The sequence below is a fragment of the Streptomyces roseolilacinus genome (assembly GCF_014649335.1).
Taxonomy (GTDB): domain Bacteria; phylum Actinomycetota; class Actinomycetes; order Streptomycetales; family Streptomycetaceae; genus Streptomyces; species Streptomyces roseolilacinus.
Genome location: NZ_BMSV01000005.1, coordinates 246057 through 263630, shown reverse-complemented (window position 1 = coordinate 263630; position 17574 = coordinate 246057). Strand labels below are relative to the sequence as shown.

The 17574-nt window shown below is 74.2% G+C and carries 15 protein-coding genes and 2 pseudogenes; 7 read left to right on the top strand and 10 right to left on the bottom strand.

Translation table 11 applies throughout. The features are described from left to right. Genes IE106_RS13975 through IE106_RS13965 form a run of 3 tightly spaced genes read right to left on the bottom strand, consistent with a single transcriptional unit; the run spans position 1 to position 3583 of the window. Complete coding sequence (locus tag IE106_RS13975) at positions 1-2265, bottom strand: phage tail sheath C-terminal domain-containing protein (protein WP_189533648.1); 2265 nt, start codon at positions 2263-2265, stop codon at positions 1-3. A gap of 11 nt (positions 2266-2276) precedes the next feature. Beyond that, on the bottom strand, positions 2277-3008 hold the full coding sequence (locus IE106_RS13970) for a carboxypeptidase-like regulatory domain-containing protein (protein ID WP_189533646.1): 732 nt from the start codon (positions 3006-3008) through the stop codon (positions 2277-2279). Beyond that, on the bottom strand, positions 3005-3583 hold the full coding sequence (locus IE106_RS13965; protein ID WP_189533644.1) for a Pvc16 family protein: 579 nt from the start codon (positions 3581-3583) through the stop codon (positions 3005-3007). The genes IE106_RS13970 and IE106_RS13965 overlap by 4 nt, the downstream gene beginning before the upstream one ends. Before the next feature lie 222 nt (positions 3584-3805). Between IE106_RS13965 and IE106_RS13960 the strand changes: the two genes are divergently transcribed. The 3 genes and pseudogenes from IE106_RS13960 to IE106_RS30975 form a co-directional block, all read left to right on the top strand. Then, positions 3806-4003 (top strand): hypothetical protein, encoded by a 198-nt coding sequence (locus IE106_RS13960; RefSeq protein ID WP_189533642.1) that lies wholly within the window; start codon positions 3806-3808, stop codon positions 4001-4003. Between the two features lie 173 nt (positions 4004-4176). Continuing rightward, positions 4177-4905, top strand: coding sequence for an AfsR/SARP family transcriptional regulator (locus IE106_RS13955; RefSeq protein WP_229840401.1), 729 nt, complete (start codon positions 4177-4179; stop codon positions 4903-4905). Between the two features lie 67 nt (positions 4906-4972). After that, positions 4973-5152, top strand: a pseudogene (locus IE106_RS30975) (transposase); the annotation flags it as partial. Positions 5153-5198: 46 nt separating this feature from the next. On the opposite strand, the pseudogene IE106_RS30970 reads toward IE106_RS30975, so the two are convergent. Then, a pseudogene (locus IE106_RS30970) lies at positions 5199-5492 on the bottom strand (glycosyltransferase); the annotation flags it as partial. 197 nt (positions 5493-5689) lie between these two features. Between IE106_RS30970 and IE106_RS13945 the strand changes: the two are divergent. After that, positions 5690-6016 (top strand): hypothetical protein, encoded by a 327-nt coding sequence (locus IE106_RS13945; protein WP_189533636.1) that lies wholly within the window; start codon positions 5690-5692, stop codon positions 6014-6016. A 33-nt stretch (positions 6017-6049) separates the two neighbouring features. Here the strand turns inward: IE106_RS13945 and IE106_RS13940 are convergent, their stop codons facing one another. Continuing rightward, positions 6050-6277 carry a hypothetical protein gene (locus tag IE106_RS13940; RefSeq protein ID WP_189533635.1) on the bottom strand — a complete coding sequence of 76 codons (228 nt, stop codon included), beginning with the start codon at positions 6275-6277 and terminating at the stop codon, positions 6050-6052. Between the two features lie 186 nt (positions 6278-6463). On the opposite strand from IE106_RS13940, the gene IE106_RS13935 reads away from it, so the two are divergent. Both IE106_RS13935 and IE106_RS13930 read left to right on the top strand, forming a co-directional pair. Continuing rightward, on the top strand, positions 6464-6730 hold the full coding sequence (locus IE106_RS13935; protein ID WP_189533633.1) for a hypothetical protein: 267 nt from the start codon (positions 6464-6466) through the stop codon (positions 6728-6730). A gap of 612 nt (positions 6731-7342) precedes the next feature. Beyond that, on the top strand, positions 7343-8185 hold the full coding sequence (locus IE106_RS13930) for an alpha/beta fold hydrolase (RefSeq protein WP_189533630.1): 843 nt from the start codon (positions 7343-7345) through the stop codon (positions 8183-8185). 223 nt (positions 8186-8408) lie between these two features. On the opposite strand, the gene IE106_RS13925 is transcribed toward IE106_RS13930, so the two are convergent. From IE106_RS13925 to IE106_RS13910, 4 genes are all read right to left on the bottom strand, one after another. After that, positions 8409-9365 carry an anti-sigma factor RsbA family regulatory protein gene (locus IE106_RS13925; RefSeq protein ID WP_189533628.1) on the bottom strand — a complete coding sequence of 319 codons (957 nt, stop codon included), beginning with the start codon at positions 9363-9365 and terminating at the stop codon, positions 8409-8411. Next, on the bottom strand, positions 9362-10234 hold the full coding sequence (locus tag IE106_RS13920) for an MEDS domain-containing protein (RefSeq protein ID WP_229840399.1): 873 nt from the start codon (positions 10232-10234) through the stop codon (positions 9362-9364). Before IE106_RS13920 ends, IE106_RS13925 begins: the two co-directional genes overlap by 4 nt. A 219-nt stretch (positions 10235-10453) precedes the next feature. Next, a complete protein-coding gene (locus IE106_RS13915; protein ID WP_189533626.1) occupies positions 10454-10741 on the bottom strand; it encodes an STAS domain-containing protein in 288 nt (95 codons plus the stop codon). Next, positions 10741-14715 (bottom strand): SpoIIE family protein phosphatase, encoded by a 3975-nt coding sequence (locus tag IE106_RS13910; protein WP_229840468.1) that lies wholly within the window; start codon positions 14713-14715, stop codon positions 10741-10743. Before IE106_RS13910 ends, IE106_RS13915 begins: the two co-directional genes overlap by 1 nt. 739 nt (positions 14716-15454) lie before the next feature. Between IE106_RS13910 and IE106_RS30330 the strand changes: the two genes are divergently transcribed. Then, a complete protein-coding gene (locus IE106_RS30330; protein ID WP_229840396.1) occupies positions 15455-15811 on the top strand; it encodes an STAS domain-containing protein in 357 nt (118 codons plus the stop codon). 501 nt (positions 15812-16312) lie between these two features. Here the strand turns inward: IE106_RS30330 and IE106_RS13900 are convergent. Continuing rightward, positions 16313-17347, bottom strand: coding sequence for a DNA topoisomerase IB (locus IE106_RS13900; protein ID WP_189533620.1), 1035 nt, complete (start codon positions 17345-17347; stop codon positions 16313-16315). Positions 17348-17574 lie beyond the last annotated feature (227 nt).

The following is a 17574-nucleotide window of genomic DNA, read 5'->3' as shown; positions in this document are numbered from 1 at the left end:
TCAGGTGAGCTGGGTCTCGCGGGTCTTCTGCTGGATCCGGAAGACGACGAACTCGGCGGGGAAGACCGGCGCGACGCCGATGACGCAGATGAGACGGCCGTTGGCCAGGTCGTCCTCGGTCATCGTGGTGCGGTCGCAGGCGACGAAGAACGCCTCGTCGGCGGTGGTGCCGGCGAGCGCGCCGCTGCGCCAGACCGTGGTGAGGAAGTTGGCGACCGTCTGGCGGACCAGGGCCCACAGCGACTCGTCGTTGGGTTCGAAGACCGCCCACTGGGTGCCCTCGTCGATCGACTCCTCCAGGAAGAGGAAGAGCCGCCGGACGTTGACGTACTTCCACGAGCTGTCCGAGGAGAGCGTGCGCGCGCCCCACACCCGGTGGCCGAGGCCGGGGAAGAACCGCAGCGCGTTGACGCCCTTCGGGTTCAGCAGGTCCTGGTGGCGCCTGGTGATGTCCTGGGCGAAGCCGTCGGTCTGCCGGATGCCCCGGACGACCACGTTGGCGGGCGCCTTGTGCACGCCCCGCTCCACGTCGACCCGGGCGTAGATCCCGGCCATGTGGCCCGACGGCGGCACCTCGACGTCGCGGTTGGCGGACGGGTCGCGGGTGACCAGCCACGGGTGGTACAGCGCCGCGTACTTGGTGTCGAAGGACTCGCGGAACGCCTGGACGCCCTCGATGTCGAGGCCGTCCTGCGGATCGAGGATCGCGAACCGGTCCTTGAGCAGTTCGCAGTGGGTGACCAGGCTCGACTCGACCGTGCCGGACCACATGCCGGGCACCGCGCAGACCGCGATCTCGTCGATGTCCTCCAGCGCGACGATCCCGGTGCGCCGCCCGCTGCCGCCGTCGGTGCCGACGAAGTCGGCCGCGCTCAGGGACTCGTACGCGTCGTCGCCGTCCGCCAGCGTCAGCCAGGAGCCCGTCGCGGGCACCGGGAACCGGGCGGGGTCGGTGGACAGGCCGGGCAGTGCGGTGGCCCGCACCAGCTGGGAGCGGCTCTCCAGGGCGGTCGCCAGGTTCGCCGGGGTGTCGCCGGAGAACCGCAGGTTGCCGAAGGTCTCGGTGACCGCGGCTCCACCCGGGTCGGTGAACCGGGTGCTGACCTCGGCCTCGATCAGGTGGATCCGGTCGGTCTCGAAGAACGTCCCCGGCACGTCGCGGTCGAAGGTGACGGCGTCGCCGGTGACCGCTTCGACGTTCACCGCGGTCAGGGCGGTGCCGTCGTCGAGCTGGACGACCGCGCCCTCGTACAGCCTGCCCGCGCCGCCGATCCGCAGGGTCCGCCCCGCCGCGGTGTTGCCCCGGCGCACCCGGCGCACCGTCAGGCCGGCGTCCCATGCGGTGTGGGTGGTGCCCGCCGGGAGGGTGAGGGTGACCTTGCCGTCGGCCGGCCGGCCGACCTGGACCCCGAACCGGTCGGGGCCGATCTGCACCCACGTGTCGGCGGGCAGTCCGTCGGGGTCGAGCCCGGTCACCGCGGCCACCTCGACCGTCCCGCTGTCCTCGGGCGCGTCCGCGACCAGGCGGGTGACGAACAGCCCGCCCTCCTGGGGCTCGGGCAGCACCGGCAGCGCCGCGCCGACCATCGGCCGGACCCGGACCTGGACGCCCCCGCCCCAGGTGCCGGGGCTGACCGCGGAGAACCGCAGCGTCTGTTCGTCGCCGCGCTGGCCGACCTGGACGTAGTCGCCGCGGGAGGCCCGGACCTCGGCGGGCAGCGGCTGGTCGAGGGTGATGCGGCGGGTGGCCATGTCGTAGCCGGAGACGGTCGCGGTGTGGACCGCCTGCTGGTCGTCGCCGCGGAAGACCTGGACCTGCTGCCCGGCCCCGGTGAAGCCGACCAGGTGGCCCAGTTGCAGGCGGGCGGCGCCCCGCGCGGCGTCGGTGGTGACCTGGCTGACCAGGCCCTGGCCCAGGGAGCCGGAGGCCGCCCTGGCTCCCCCGCCGACGACCCGCTTGACGTACAGGCGCCGGCCGCCGTTGTCGAAGAACCCCTTGACGGCCAGGGGGAACAGCCACCAGCGGCCGCCCTCGGAGGGGTCGTTCGCCCACGCGTCCCGCACGGACGCCTCGGGTTCGGGCAGGAAGCCGCCGAAGGTGTTCTGGAACTCCAGGAAGTTCGTGACCAGTTTGGGCTTGCCGGTGTACGGGCCGCGAGCGGTGACCCCGACCATCCCGGCGGTGCTGGTGCTCACCCCCGCGATCGGCCGCGGCCCCGCGTCGATCTCCTCGATGTAGACCCCGGGGCTCAGGTACTCGGCCATGAATGGGCTCCTCACTGCTCACGGATCTCGATGACGTGCTGGCGCTCCGCGTCCTGGGGCAGGTGCACGGTCAGCGTCCCGGTCCGGCCCGGCCGCTCGGTGGCCTCCAGGCGGAACGTCTCCTCGAGCGCGTGCTCGGCCGCCCTCTCCCCCTCCCACCGCAGGGCGAGCCGGAAGGCCCCCCGGGCGTCGGAGAGAGTGCGTTCGTGCCACGGCACCAGGTCCGGGCTCGTGCGGCCCCTGGCCTCGACGAGCGCGTTCGCCACGGGCGCCCCGGTGGTGGCGTCCCGTACGGCACCGCGGACCGTGCGCGCGCCCGGCGGGTGGGGGAAGGCGACCCCCGGCAGCAGCCGGACCAGCCGCGGGACGGCCTCGACGGAGGGCGGGTGGGTGTCGTCGTACGGGTGCACCGGGAACTCGACGCCGACGAGGTCGGCCGAGAACGGCCGGCCGTCGGCCGGGTACAGCGGCTGGTAGCCGGCGGCCGCGAGACGGACCCGGTGGCGCTCCGGCCGGGCGGCCCACGGCTCCGCCCGCCTGCCGAGTCCCGGGAAGGCGACGGCCCCGCTGGGCGTGCGCACCGCCCGGTCGTCCAGGGGCAGCCAGCGGCCGTCGGCGTCGTCGAACCGTTCGAGGCGGACCTCCACGCCCACGGTGCGCACCCGCCGCGCGTGGTCGTCGAACGGCACCAGCCAGACGGGGCTGTAGAGCGTCGACCGGGCGAGGGGCAGGAAGGCGGTCATGGCGTCGCCGTCCCCTCGATGGTCCGGCTGCGCACCGGCCGCACCGCCGTCTCCACGGCCGAGTCCAGGTCGACGACGCGGATCTCGTAGTTCAGCGAGAGCCGGTAGGGCTTCTGGATCGCGTACCAGACCCAGGACTTCTGGTCGAGGGTCAGCGGCGTCAGGGTGACGTGCAGCGACTCGGTGCTGCCCGCCAGGCCTCCGGACAGGTGCGCGCCGTCCAGGATCGCGTCGTCGTAGAAGGTCTGCAGAGCGCGTCCGAGCATCCGGTGCTGGGTCGCCTGGTCGCCGCCCCAGGGGGTGATCAGGTACCGCAGCAGCAGGGCCATCGGCGGCTTGCGGACGGTCGGCGGGTCGGGCGGCTGGGAGCGCACCGGGGGCCGGTTGCGCGAGGTGGGGTCCTCGGCGATCTCGTAGAGGAACACGGTGAGTTTGGGGGGCGGCGTCTGCACCGTCTCGGAGAGGTCGTTCAGTTCCGCGATCGGCGGCTCCACCTGGCTCAGCCCCCGCAGGGCCTGCGTGAGGGCCTTCACGATGACCGACGAGACGTCGGCGATCACACCGAAGTCACCCATGCGAAGCCCCCCTCGGTCCGGCGTGCGCTGACCACGTACGCCGAGAGGTCGGTCCGGCGTGCGTTGACCACGTACGTCGAGAGGATGCAGGGCCCCCTGTGATCCGTCCGCGACCCACCCGTCGTGCCGGCGTCACCCGTGCGTCCCCGCCGTGCGCGTTGACGTCACCGGGCACGGGGCGACGACGCCGGGGTGACACCGCCGGGGGACACTTCGTCTCTCATGGAGACCCCCTCAACGCGGTCCGGCGTCCTCGTGCTCCGGGTGTGGCTGGAAGACGGCAGGCCGGACGACTTCCGGGCGCGCATCATCCGGATCGTCGACGGGGAGCAGAAGCCCCCCGCCGCGGCGGGCAGGACCGCCGACGTCCTCCTGGCGGTGCGGAGCTGGCTCGATGAGCTGCTGGAACAGGACGGGTGACGTTTCCGCGACGTTCCGTTGATTCCCTTTTGACGCCGGACCCGATAATGGTCGGTCCTGCGGTCATGACGTGCCCGTAACATGGCGGGGGGAATTCGACGAGCCGCGCCGAAGATCACCAAACCGACACCGCTAACGGGGGGTCGATGAACGGACAAGCTCATCTTATTACTTTGCGGCTGCTCAAGGGCTTCGCGCTCGTGACAGGTCGCACAAGCATTCCGGTTTGTTCAAGTGTCCAGCGGCTTCTCGCGTTCCTGGCCCTGCAGGACATGCCGCGCTCCCGCGCCTACGTGGCGGGCACCCTCTGGCCGGACGTCACGATGTCACGCGCCAACGCGAACCTGAGGTCGTCCCTTTGGCGGGCCGCGCAGATGGGCCACCCCGTCCTCGACGTGTCCGCCCGCGAACTGGCCCTCTCCCGGCACATCGCCGTGGACCTGCGCGACGCGGTCGCACGCGCGCACCGACTGCTCGACAGCTCACGCCCGTGCGACGACATCCTCACCGTGCAGACGCTGGCGGACTTGTCGGCGGACCTCCTTCCGGAGTGGCCGGAAAATGACTGGATGCTGATAGAGCAGGAGCAATACCATCAGCTTCGGCTTTATGCCCTGGAAGCGATGACCGAACGGCTGACGTCGGCACAGCGCTACGGTGAAGCCGTCGCCGCCGGACTCGCCGCCGTACGCGCCGAACCCTTGCAGGAAAGCGCCCACCGGGTACTCGTGAAGGCGCATTTGGCCGCCGGCAACAGGGGCGCGGCACTGCACCAATACGAACAGTGCCGCCGCATCCTGCGGGAGGAACTGGGACTGGAGCCCTCCTCCTCGCTGAGAGCCCTCGTCCCGTTGCGCGCCGAGCACGGCGGACGGCCGCGGCTCCAGTCCTCCAGCACCTAGGCGGTTTCGTTCGGATCGGTTGGTCGTTGGTCCGGGTGTGCCGTTGGCTGATGCGCAATGAGCGCGGATCGAGCCGTCGCTCCCGGACCGGACGCCGAAGCGGGGTGGCCGCCGGCGGGATCATCGTGAGGTGATCGACGCGATCGCCTGCACGTTCCAGACCGGGACCCAGTGGGTGCATCCGCCGGAGGAGTACGGCGACTGGAGGGGTGTTCACCACCGGCTGCGGATGTGGGCCGTCGACGGTACCTGGGAGCGGTGGCGTACGCGGCCGGGTCGTCCAGGCGGCGGATCTCCCGTGCCCAGCCGGCGACGTCGTCGCGCTCAAGGTAGCTCGCCGCGCCGCCGAACGCCTCGCGCATCCCCGGCGCGGGGGCGGCGAGGACGGGGATGCCGGAGAGCATCGCTTCCGCTCCGGCGCGCCCGTAGGACTCGCACGCCGACGGCATGAGCAGCAGGCGGGTGCGGGCGCACAGGGCGCGCGGGTCCCCACGATCGATGAACTCCACGTTCGCGGGCACCGCATCCCACGCGGGGAGGACCACCAGGACGCGAAGGAGAGGCGCCTGGGCGGGCGACCGGGCCATAGGAGCTCCATCCCGGGGTGAGGGGAGTCGCCCGGCCCACAACCAGCAACGCCGATCGAGGCTATCCGCGCCCCTTCCGCGCGGGCCGCGCAACAGTGCGCCGTCCCCCACATGAAGAGGCTCGCCGGGAGGAACTGATCACATCACTACCGTCCCGAGCAGGCGTCAGAAGACGCCGTGCGACGACAGGCGCCCCCATGCGCAAGATCCTCACCACGCTCGGCACGCTGGCCACCGCCGGCCTGCTCGCCGTCGGGCTGACCACGTCAGCCGGCGCGGCCACCGGACAGATGCACGTCTCACAGGACGGCCAGACGAAGGTCTACGACAACCCGCCCGCTCGGGCCTGTATCAAGAGCGATCCCACGAAGGGTGACGTCACCTTCACCAATAGGATCGACGACTACGCCTATCTGACCGACGCCGCGTGCACGCGCCTCATCGAGGGCCCGGGAGACCCCTACCTGCGCAGGGGACAGACCCGCACCCTGCCCGCCGGAACCTCGGTGATGATCCGGGCCTGACGGAGGCGCCACGAAGCCGCGCTCCTCCGGCTCTCAATGATCTGAGATCTGGATGCACGGGGAGGGGAGGCCGTCAGCCTCGATGAAGGAGGCGTTCGCGACCTTACGGAAGGTCGTTTTTCCGTCCCCGTCCCGAAGGGAGATCACGACCGGGCATGCCCTGCCGTACGCGGCTGCCTCGAAGGACAGGATGTCGAGTAGTCGGGCGACGTACCACGTGCCACTGACGTCCATCGTCTCGCCGCTATCCGCCGGTTCCATCTCCGCTCCCTTGCCGCTGGATGCTGAACGATTCGGACTCACGGTGACACGTGCACGGTGCTGCGGCATGTCGAGAGGCGCCCCATTCACGGCGTAACCCTTCACGAATGGCCGTTCCGGGAAGGTGCGCGCCCGGCGCCACCGTGAGGGTGAGTGCCAGGACCGACCTCACCCCACGGAGGAACCATGGCTACGGAGCAGACGGGTGCCACGGGAAGGGATTTCGACCCGGACGCCCCCATCACGGTCAGGGAAATCGTCAACACGATGACGTCTCTCGCCAACGCGAACAACTGCTGGGACGATCACGTCTATGTCTGGACCCCGGGTGGGCCGCAGCACCTCTGGTACGCCTCGGGCGTAGGGGAGAACGTGACTACCGGAACCATCGAGATCACGGCCGAGAAGCCTGCGGACAGGGACCGTGCAACGCCCCTCTCCCGGACCGAGTGAGCTGGGCGGTTTCGTTTGGATCAGCGGGCGGACCAGAGGAAGACGCCTGCGATGTGGAGTCCGGCAAGGTGGACGGTCGCGGTCTTCTCGCAGCGGGTGGCGCTGCCGCGCCACCGACTGATCCAAACGAAACCGCCTGGCGCTCCCGCCGTGGACCGCGGCCTCCACGCCTGGTTCACGGCGTGCCTCCGGTGAGACCGGCCTGGGGCGGGTCCGCCCGGGGACGTCGCCGGGCGGGCCGGCGGAGCCGGTGGGCCGCGTCGTGCACGGGCCGGAGGGCGGCGTCGTGGCCGGGCGCCGGGCCCCGTCGCAGATGAGGGGGATCGACCCGGCCGGGGCCCGGCCGGCCGCCCTCCCCCGACGTGCCGCCATCCCCCGACGTGCCGCCGCGCGCCTCGTGCGTGAGCGATGAGTTCGGGCGGCGGATCGGGTCTGCCCCGGCATGACGCGAACCCTCACTGACGTCCCGCTCCCTCCCGGCGGCTCCCGCCCCGGTCCCGGCCCGGTCGGCGGTCCGGGCCACCGGTGGGGCGCCGCGCACGCCGGCGCAGCGGAGCACGGTCTCGGCGCCGGCCCCGCCGCGCCCGGCCCACGGCATCTCCCGGTGGTCCGATGACCACGGTCCACGTCCGGGGGATCGCCTTGGGCATCGAGTCGTTCGGCGACGACGACGCGCCCCTCGTCCTGCTCGCGGGCGGGACGACGATGCTCTCCTGGCCCGACGCGCTGTGCGAGCGCCTCGCCGCCGGCGGACGCCGCGTGGTGCGCTACGACCTGCGCGACAACGGGGAGTCGACGACGGCGGATCCGGAGGCGCCCGCCTACACCCTGCGCGACCTCGCCGCCGACGCGGCGGCCCTGGCCGGCGCGCTCGGCGGGGGGCCCGCGCACCTCGCGGGCATCGGCGTCGGCGGGATGGTCGCCCAGGTGGCCGCGCTCGACCATCCGGGCGCGTTCTCGGCGCTCACCCTGGTCGGCACCCGCCCGGTCGCCCCCGGCCCGCCCGACGACGACCTCCCCGACCACGACCGGGCGTCGATGGGGCGGCTGTTCGCGCGTCCGGTGCCCGACTGGACCGACCGCGAGGCGGTCGCGGAGTTCGCCGCCGCCGGTGCGGAGATCCTCGGCGACGACCCCGCCGCCGCGCGGGCGGCCGCCGCACGCGTCTGGGACCGCACGCCCGGCACCGCGCCCCCGGTCCAGAGGGCCAACCAGCTGGGCATGGTGTTCTCCCGGCTCGACTGCGCGCCCCGCTGGCGCGAGCGCCTGCCCGGGATCGGGGTCCCCGCGCTCATCGTCCACGGCCGCCGCGACCGGTTCTTCCCCGTCGGCAACGGCGAGGCGCTCGCACGCGAGATCCCCGGGGCGCGGCTGCTCGTCCTGGAGGAGGCCGCCACCGCGATCCCCGGTGCGGCGGTCGGCGAGGTCGCCGAGGCGATGCTCACGCTCGGGTAGGAGGCGGCGGGCGCGCGGCGGGCGTTCGCGGACCTCCGGGAGCGGTGGGCGGGACGCCCGTCGACGACGGGGCGGGCCGTGCGGCCGGCCGTTCCCGGCGGCGCCCCGGAGCCGGGTGCCGCGCGTCCCCCGCCGTGGCGGGGGCCGTGCCGGGAGAGGGCGGGGATCAGCCCGGCGAGGGCGATGCCGCCGCCCCGGCTGAACCCGGTGACGCTCCCCGGTCTCAGTCCGCCCTCATGTGCAGGCGCAGGACGAGTTCCCGCGCCGTCGCGCGGATCTCCACCAGGTCGCACAGCTGGTGCATGATCCAGACCCCGCGGCCACCGGTCGGCGCGTAGGGGTCGGGGCGGCGGCGGCCCGTGAGGGGATCGTCCAGGCGGCCCCGGTCGCTGATCTCCGCGACGAGCCCGCCGCCGGCCCTCCACATGCGCAGGGTCCCGCTGCCCCCGCCGTGGCGCACCGAGTTGCTGACCCCCTCGCTGACGGCGAGGAGCCAGTCCGTGCGGCGCGCCGGCGACAGTCCGGCGGCCGCCGCCCAGCGGTCGGCCTCGTCGCGCGTGGACGCCAGGTCCTGCTCCCCGAAGGGGACGACGACGGCGTCGGCCGGCTCGGGCAGCGGGACGTCGCAGTCGCGGCAGACCTCGTGCGGATCGGCGTAACGGGAGCTGGCGCGGTAGTCCCCCGGGGCACCGACCACCGGGTGGGTGCGGTACGCCTGTGCCAGCACGTCCTCGGGCAGCGCGGTGTCGTAGGGGCACAGGATGCTGGCCCGGCGCCCCTCGAAGGCGAGGTTGATGAGCGCCTCGTGGCGGGTCGCCTCCCAGGTCTCCGCCGGCGTGCGCCCGACCCAGATCGGCTCTCCCACGATCGACACCGGCGTGGCCGCCTCCTGGCGGTCGGCGAACTCCTGCAACATCGACAGGATCCGTCCCGGATTGCGTCCCGCCTCGGTCATGTCCACCCACGTGACGCGCTCGCGGTCGTCGGCGAGGGCGTCCTGCAGCAGCGGGAGGCGCACACCGGGCACGGCCACCAGCACGGACTGCCCGTCGTCCAACGCGCCCCGCACGAAGGCCCCGAGGCCGTCGAGGTACTCGTTCTCGGTGCCGTAGAACAGCGCCGGGTGGAAGAAGGCTTCCCGCCGGGCGGCTTCATCGGACGATCGTACGGAGGTCGTCATCGGCCCACGACCTCCATCACGGAACCGAGCGCGGGGAACAGCTCCAGCAGCCGCTCCAGTGACGGGGGTGGCTGCCGGACGTGCAGGCCCGCACCACCGGGCCGCCCCGCCGCCGCGTCGGCCAGGACGGCCAGCGACGCGGCGTCCAGGTGCCGCAGGGCCGTGAGGTCCATTTCCACCCGCGGTGCCGACGTCCCCCGGACGGCGGCGGCGACGGCGGCGACGGCGTCCCGCGTGTCGTACCCGGCCGACCCGGACATCAGGAAGCCGACGCGGTCGGCCAGCGGGGCCACGTGCAGGGTCGGTTCGGCGACGGGGTCCCCCCGGTGCGTCAGGTGCGCGCCCGCCAGGAGGTTCACGTACGCGTCGGGCAGCAGGCGGCGGTCGTAGAGGCACCAGGCCGTCAGCGGCAGCCGCTCGAAGACCTCCTGGTGGAGCCGCAGTTCGTACTCCAGCAGCCGGTCGGCGCCGACGGCGCCCCGCACGCCCCAGGACATCTCGCCGATCACCCGCAGTCCCCGGTGCCCCCGGGCGAAGGCCGCGTCGACCGCGTCGTGCCACAGGCCGATCATCGCGTCCGGATCGAACGCGGCGCCGGCGAGGTACGTCTGCGCGGCCACCGGCACCGCCAGCTGCCCGCGGGTCACGGCGGCCGTCGCGTCGATCCCCGCGTCGGCGAGGGTGCGCAGCACCCGCTCGGGGGCGGTGGTGTCCGCGAAGTACTGCACCTGCTCCCCCCGGTCCAGACCGCTGCGGACGAACCCGCAGAGGTGACGCGCCCACTGCCGGTCGTCGGAGACGACCACGCTGGAGTGGCGTCCCGCCGTCGACACCCGTGCGGGGAGTGCGGTCGCCTCCGATACCACCACCACGGCGCTCCCTCGTCCCGTCCGCTCCGGTCTGCCCGTCCATGGAAGCACACCGGGTTCGTACGGCCGTCCGACGCGCACGCGCCAGCCTACTGCCCGCCGGGCCGGAGGCCGGATCGTCCGGTCCCGCGCGCCCACAGGCCGCGCGCCGCGTCCGGTCGTCCCGGTGTCCCGGGCCCCGGTGTCCCCGGGGAAGCGCGGGGGACGGGGGAGCACGCGCTACAGGCCCTCGACGGTCGTGAGGCCGGCGAGGCCCGAGACGGTCAGCACGGGGGCGAGGAGGGGCGTGGCGACCAGTCCGACGCGTCCGGCGCGGGAGAAGAGCACGTTGAGGCCGGCGCTGTCGAGGTACTCGACCCCGGTGAGGTCGAGGACGACCTGGCCGGGTGCGCGGTCCAGGGCCTCGGCGAGGGCGTCGGCGTTGCTCAGGTCGATCTCGCCGACGGCCGTCAGCAGCGCGGTGCCGTCGGGCCGCCGACCGGGGGTCAGGGTGAGGGGAGTGGTCATCACGCGATCCTCGTGTGCATCTGGACGGTGGTGCCGTCGGCGCCGGTGGTGACGGTGACGTGCTGCATCATGGCCCTCATCAGCGTGATTCCGCGACCCCGGTGGGCGTTGGCCTCGGGTCGCGGGGTCTTCCACCGTCCCGTGTCCACGACGGTCAGGCGGAGGTCGTCCGCGGAGACCTCGGCCCGGAGCCGGATGGAGCCGCCCGGGTCGTGGCGGTGGCCGTGCTCGATGGCGTTGGCACAGGCCTCGCCGGCCGCGACGAGGACGTCCTGGGCCGTCCGCGGAGGGACGCCGCACCGTTCGAGCCAGGTCCGCAGGGCCCCGCGGACCGGCGCGAGCCGGGACGACTCGGCGGGGAAGGCCATGTCGAACGGCGCGGGGTACCGGTACAGCAGCAGCGCGACGTCGTCGTCGTACCCGTCCTCGGGGGCCAGGCGGGTCATGACCTCGGTGGCGAGGTCGTCGACGGCGGTGTTCCCGCCGTCCCGGAGGGTCTCGGCGGCCCGGTCGATGCCCGCGCTCAGCGGGCTGCGGCGGCGTTCGACGAGGCCGTCGGTGTACAGCATCAGGGTGGCGCGCGCCGGGATGACGCACTCCCCCTCGGGGCGCGCCGTGCCGGGGCGGACGGCCAGCGGGAGGGACCGCCCGTCCTCCAGGAGGCGGGTGGTGCCGTCGGCGCGGGCGAGGACGCCCGGCGGGTGCCCGGCGCTGGAGTAGGTCAGGTGCCCGGTCGCCGGGTCGAGGACGCCGCAGAACACGGTGGTGCACACGGCTCCGGGGATGCCCGCGGCGAAGTGGTCCAGCGTCATGAGGGCCCTGGCCGGGCCGGTGTCCTGGAGGAGCAGGGCGCGGCAGGCGCTCCGCAGCTGGCCCATGACGGTGGCCGCCTCCAGGCCCCGGCCGACGCAGTCCCCGACGACGATGCCGATGCGCCCGTCGGGCAGGGCGACGGTGTCGTACCAGTCGCCGCCCACCTCCAGGGGCGGCGTGGCCGGTTCGTAGCGGACGGCGAAGCCCTCGGGCAGGTGGGAGGGGCCGAGGATGGCCCGTTGCAGGGCGAGGGCGGTCTCGCGCTGCTGGTCGATCTGGTGGGCGCGGACCAGGCCCTGGGCCAGGTGCCCCGCCAGCAGCGACAGCAGCAGCCGGTCCTCCTCCGTGAAGGGCCGGGTCCGGTCCGGCTCGACCCACAGCACCATGGGGCCGTCGGGGTGCTCCAGGGTGACGCCCGCACCGGCGGCGTCGGTGACCGGTGTCAGCAGGGGCCGCGTGCGCAGGGCGGTGAGCGCCTCGCGCCGGTCGGCGGGCAGCCGCTCCCAGTCCGACGAGGGGTCCGTCGTGGTCAGGGCGGGGCCCGTGCGGGGGCCGAAGACGACGGCGAGGACCCGCCGGGCCCCCCACAGGCCCCTCAGCTCGTCCAGGGCGCCGGACAGCGCCTCGGGCAGGCTGGTGGCCCGCGACAGGCGCAGGCTCAGCGCCGTCAGGGCGGTGTCGCGCTGGACGGCGTGGTGCTCGGCGGTGACGTCCCGGAAGGTGCCGACGATCACGCGGCGTCCGGTCTCGGGGTCCTGGACCCGGTTGAAGGCGGCGTCGATCCACAGCCGGCGGCCGTCGCGGTGGGTGACGGGGGTGGTGCAGCGGCCGTGCCCCTCCCCCAGCATGCAGGCGAGGGCGTCGGCGGCCTGCCGGTGGGCGTCCGGTTCGCTGTCGGCCTTCGGCCACCACGGGTGGAACGGCGCGTAGGGCAGTTCGTCGGGACCGTAGCCGAGGATGTCGGTGAACGCCGCGTTGATCTCGATCACCGCGCCGTCCTCGTCGCAGACGAAGAACGCCTCCTGGAGGGAGTCGATCAGCGCGGTGCGCCAGCGGGCGTGGTGGGTGCGCAGACGGGACAGCTCGACGTTGGCCCGTACCCGGGCCAGGAGCTCCGCGGCCGCGAACGGTTTGACGAGGTAGTCGTCGGCGCCGGCCTGCAGGCCGTCGATGGAGGCCTCCTGACCGGCCCGGGCGGACAGCATCAGCACCGGTACGGCCGCGGTGCGCGGGTCCGCGCGCAGCTCCCGCACCAGGGTCAGCCCGTCCACGAGGGGCATCATCACGTCGCTGACCACGAGGTCGGGGGCATCGGCGCGCACGGCCCGCAGCGCTTCGTGCCCGTCGGCGACCGCCTCCACCCGGTACCCGGCGTCCCGCAGGATGCGGCCGAGGTACTCGCGCATGTCGGCGTTGTCGTCCGCGATCAGTACCCGCATCGGTACGGCGGGCCCGGGCGCGCCGCCCGGGGCCGGCGCCGCGGGGGGCTCCGGGTCGGGCGCGCCGGCGGGCAGCCAGCGCAGTGCCTCCTGGACGTACGGCTCGGAGGTGGCCGGGGCCGCCCCGGCGGAGATGGGCGGGGCCACTCGGGCGGGGGCGTCGGCGGGCAGGTGCTCCGCCCCGAAGGGCAGCCGGACGGTGAAGCGGGTGCCCTCTCCCAGGGTGCTGTCGACGGAGACGGTGCCGCCGTGCAGGCCGACGAACTCCCTGACCAGGGCGAGGCCGATGCCGCTGCCCTCGTTGGAGCGGGAGAGGGCGGACTCGACGCGGTGGAAGCGCTCGAAGAGCCTCGGCACCTCCTTGGCGGGCACGCCGATGCCCGTGTCGGCGACCGTGAGCACCGCGTGGCCGTCCTCGGCGCGGACCTCGACGCGGACGGACCCCTCGAAGGTGAACTTCAACGCGTTGCCGAGCAGGTTGAGGATGATCTTCTCCCACATGTCCCGGTCGAGGTGCACCGGCTCGGGCAGCGGGGGGCAGTCGACCTCGAACGCCAGGCCGGCCTTGTCCATCGCCGAGCGGAAGACGCCGGCCAGTTCGGCGGTGACCGCCGCCAGGTCGACGGGCTCGTACCGGGCGCGCATGCGTCCGGCCTCGATGCGGGAGAAGTCCAGCAGGTTGTTGACGAGTTTGCCCAGCCGCAGACCGTTGCGGTGGATGACGTCCAGTTCCTCGCGCACCCGGGGGTCGGTCTCGCCGAGTCGCGCGCGGAGTTCCGCCACCGGCCCCATGATCAGGGTCAGGGGGGTGCGGAACTCGTGGCTGATGTTGGAGAAGAAGGCGGTCTTCACGCGGTCCAGCTCCGCCAGTTCCTCGGCACGCCGCTGCTGGGCCCGGTAGCTGCGCGCGCCGGAGATCCCGGCCGCGACGTGTCCGGCGACCAGTTCGACGAACCCCCGGTACCCCGCGTCCAGGGGGCGGTAGCGGTTCAGTCCGGCGACCAGGAAACCGTGGGGTGCGCCGCCCTGCTGCTGCAGGGGGGTGACCAGGGCCCGGACGGGCGGCTTCGGCCACGGCCCCGTGGGGAGGGCGGCGAACGGGAGTCCTTCGAGGGCGAGTTCCCCCGGCTCCCCCCGGGCCGGGGCGGCGACCGGCCACGGCGCGTCCGTGTCGTCGGGCGCCAGGACCTCGGGCGCCGCGGGGTGCCCGGCGGGCAGTCCGGTGACCGCCACCCGGCGCGCGGTGCCGTCCGGCTGGAACAGGTACGTCAGGGTGAAGGGCAGGTCGCGCGGGTTGCGGTCGAGCTGCCGGCCGGCGAAGGCCAGCGTCTCCTCCTCGGTCCGTACGACGCTCGGGTCCGACCCCAGGTCCCGCAGCGTCGCCATGCGCCGTTCGCCTATGACCCGCTCGGTCTCCTCGCTGACCACGCACAGCATCCCGACCACCGTGCCGCAGTCGTCCCGCAACGGGCTGTAGGAGAAGGTGTGGTAGGTCTCCTCGGTGTACCCGGACCTCTCCAGGAACAGCAGCAGCGCCTCGTCCCAGGTGGCCTCGCCGGTGGTCAGCACCGCGTCGATGCGCGGACCGATGTCGTCCCAGATCTCCGCCCACACCTCGTCGGCCGGGCGGCCCAGGGCCCAGGGGTACTTCCGGCCCAGCGTGTCCCGCCGGTAGGCGGCGTTGCAGAAGAACGTCAGGTCGGGTCCCCACGCCATCCACATGGGGAACCGGGACGACAGCAGGATGCTCACCGCCGTCCGCAGGCTCTGCGGCCAGCCGTCCGGCGGCCCCAGCGGGGTGGCGGCCCAGTCGACCGCCGCGAGGTCCCCGCCGACCTCCCCGTCGGCGGCGAACACCCCGACGGCCGCCGCACCGGGCGTCGGCTGCCCGGTTCCTGTGGAACCCGCCACGGAAGACCCTCTCGTCCACGCTCGTCCTGCCCCGCCGCGACACGGGCGTCCGCAGGGCGGGCGCCGTCGGCCGGGAAGGCCGCCGCGGGAGCACGGGCCCGCGGCGGCTGCTGTCTGTACCGCGCTTCTTCCCACGAGAAAGTCGGTCACTCCGCAGGATAAATCCTCCGATTCGGGCACCAGTACTCGACATGGTGACGGAACGACCCAGGCGGAGAGCGGGCGATGGCATCCAGTCCACCGGCACGACCGCTCACGCCGTCCACCGGCGAGGACAGGCGTGCGGCCGTCCTCGCCGTCCCCTCGCCGAAGCGCGTACCGCGCAGCGCCCCTTGGCCCTCGGCGGCCTCGGGGTCCGCTCCCCCGACGCCGCGCCGATCACCGCCCCCGACGGGCGGCGCCCGGGCGCCGTCGACGCGCCGGGCCCCCGTCCCCGCCGGCCCGTGAGCGGCCGCCCGGCGCCCCACGGGGCCGGGCGGCGCCGGTCGCGGAGGAGCCGGCCCGCCCCCGTCCGTACCACCCTCGTCCCCTCATCCCGCCTGGAGAACCGGTGACCGATCCCTTCCTGACCATCGACCAGCAGATCCACGGGGCCGATCGGGTCCTGGTGAAGGTGGCCGGTGAACTCGACCACCACACCGCGCCCCGACTCAGCCGGTCGCTGGAGGGCATCCCCCTCACCCGTGGCGGCGTCCTCGTGCTCGACCTGTCCGGCCTCACCTACTGCGACTCCACCGGCATCACCGTGCTCATCACCGCCTACCACCGCACCGAGGCCGCCGGGTGCTCCCTGTTCCTGGCGGGGGTCGGCCACGACCTCCTCCGGGTCCTCCAGACCGTCGGTCTCGACCGGGTCTTCACGTTCCACCCCACCGCGCAGGAGGCCCTGGACGCCCCGCGCGACTGACGGGCGCGCCGGCCCCGCGCTCCCCCTCCTCCCCGGCGTCCCCGGCCCGCCGGGGAGGCGCCGTCGCGCCCCGTCCCCCTCCGGGTGCGACGGCGCCGGAGCGCACGCCGCTGTCCGAGCGGGTCGTGGACGTCCCCACCGGGGTCGAGGTCGCCTTCGGTACCGACGCCGGCACGTTCCCCCACGCCGACGACCGGCGCGAGTTCCCCACCCTGCGGGCCCACGGGTTCACCGCCCTGCGGGCGCTGCGCGCCGCGACCAGCGTCGCCGCCGACCTCCCGGAGCGGCCCGACCCCGGCCGGATCGCCCCCGGGGGCCACCGCCGACCTGATCGCCCTGCACGGCGACCCGTTCCGGGACACCGCCGCCACCGGGCGCGTCCGGTGCGTGAGGAAGGACGGCGGCGTCCGCCACCGGGCCGGGGCCCCCTGACCGCCGGACCACCGGCCCGGTGGCGGCGGGGCACGGCGGGCGGCCTCGGTGACGTCCCCACGCGCGGGGTCAGGCCGTCTCGGGCGGGCTCCCGGTCCGGAGCACGTGCAGCACGGCCCGCTCGACGGGCCCCTGGGTGGCGGGGACGCCGGACGCGCCCTCGTCCCCGAGGTACGGCAGGGCGGCGGCGACCGTGACGCCCTCCTCGTACAGCTCGATCACCCGCGGGTTGATGTAGGAGGCGCGGCAGACCGCCGGGGTGTTGCCGAGGTACCCGGAGACCTCGCGGCACGCGCGGGCGATGGCCCGCCGCCGGGCGCTCTCGCTGCGCGCGGCGGGCTGCGAGACGGCCAGCGCCACGGCGGCCATGACCGTGGCGTGCCAGGTGCGGAAGTCCTTGGCGGTGATCTCCAGACCGGCGATCTCCCTCAGGTACGCGTTGACGTCGGCGCCGGTCACGTCGCGCCAGGCGGGCCGCTCCCAGTAGGCGAGGAGCCGGTCCCCGCCGCCGCGGCGGCGCAGCAGCGCGGTGAGGCTGCGGCAGACGGCGGGGTCGACGACGGTCTGGGCCATCTCCCTGCCGTGCTTGCCGGTGTACGTGAAGAGGACGGCGCCGCCCCGGCAGCGGGAGTGCTCCCGCAGCAGCGTGGTGAGGCCGTAGCTGTTGTTGAGCTCCGCGTAGCGGTCGCTGCCGATGCGGAAGAAGCCGAAGTCGAGGAGGCGCACGGCGGTGGCCAGGACCCGCTGCCGGGTCAGGCCGCGGTCGCCCAGGTGGCCCTCGACGGTCTCCCGCACGGCGGGCAGGGCCTCGGCGACGTCGAGGACGTGCTCGTGCTTGGCCTGCTCCTGCTCGGCGCGGAACCGGGGGTGGTAGAGGTACTGGCGGCGGCCGGCCGTGTCGGTGCCGACGGCCTGGAGGTGGCCGTTGGGCCGGGCGCAGATCCACACGTCGTCCCAGGCGGGCGGGATGACCAGCGCGCGGATACGGTCCAGTTCGGCGGGGTCGCGCAGCGGCTGTCCCTGGGGGTCGAGGTAGCGGAAGCCGCGCCCGTGGCGGACACGGCGGTGACCGGGGTCGACGGGACGACTGTGGTGGAAACGCAACCCGGCCTCCGTGACGCGCACTGCGGGGGCGGACGAACGGCGCCGCGGCGCCCCGTCCGGTCGTCCGGGCGGACGACGTCCCTGCGGGTACCCGCGTATCGGGCCGACCCCTCCTGCGGGTCGCCCCCGGCCGGCGTCGTGCCCGGTCCCACGGCGTGGGGCCCGGCCCGTCGGGCCCCACCTCCCCTACCGCTCCGGCGGGTGCCGTGGGCCGGCTCCGCGCCCGG